1 protein-coding gene is annotated in these 309 nt (G+C 78.0%); it reads left to right on the top strand.

Translation table 11 applies throughout. The features are described from left to right. Positions 1-29 precede the first annotated feature (29 nt). On the top strand, positions 30-309 hold a 280-nt coding region (locus UK12_RS42595; RefSeq protein ID WP_045307268.1), incomplete at its 3' end, for a hypothetical protein.

The following is a 309-nucleotide window of genomic DNA, read 5'->3' as shown; positions in this document are numbered from 1 at the left end:
CGGCCCCGGTCGCTGTCGCGGCCACCCGCGTGACCCCCGCCACCCTCGCCGCCACGGCCACCCTCCTGCCCGCGACCACCCTCGCCATCACGGCCACCTTCGTGACCCCGGCCACCCTCGCCGCCACGGCCACCCGCGTGCCCGCGACCACCCTCGCCATCACGGCCGCCCTCGTGCCCGCGACCGCCCTCGCCATCACGGCCACCCTCGTGCCCGCGACCACCCTTGCCGCCACGGCCACCCTCGCCACCACGGCCGCCTTCGCCACCACGGCCACGGTCACCGCCGTCCTTGTGGTCGTCGCCGTTC

This window comes from Saccharothrix sp. ST-888 (genome assembly GCF_000955975.1).
GTDB lineage: Bacteria > Actinomycetota > Actinomycetes > Streptomycetales > Streptomycetaceae > Kitasatospora.
Note: the sequence above shows the minus strand (reverse complement) of the source record. Positions and strands in the feature narration are given on the sequence as shown.